This is a genomic window from Polaribacter sp. 2305UL8-11 (genome assembly GCF_058147165.1).
The window spans coordinates 1-265 of the sequence record NZ_JBYVJW010000054.1; the positions used below are offsets into that span (position 1 = coordinate 1).

Consider the following 265-nt stretch of genomic DNA (forward strand, 5'->3'; position numbering starts at 1 on the left):
TATTTAAAAATACTATCTAATTACTAATTTTTTTGTTGCAGTTTTACCATTTTCAGTGACTTTTAAAATGTAGATTCCTGCATTTATTCCAGCAACATCTATATTCTGCTTATTTCCTGAAAAACGGTTAGTTAATACGTTTTTACCCAAAACATTAAAAATTGAAATTTGTTTTTCGCTTGTACTATTACGAGAAATTGTGAAATTATTATTTGTAACAGGGTTTGGATAAGTTGCAAAACCTAAAGTAGAATTATTACCTAAA

1 protein-coding gene is annotated in these 265 nt (G+C 26.0%); it reads right to left on the minus strand.

Annotated features, from left to right (window positions below):
- Window positions 1-12: 12 nt before the first annotated feature.
- The coding region (locus tag ACY2RW_RS16185) for a T9SS type A sorting domain-containing protein (protein ID WP_490123768.1) at window positions 13-265 on the minus strand (253 nt) is incomplete at its 5' end.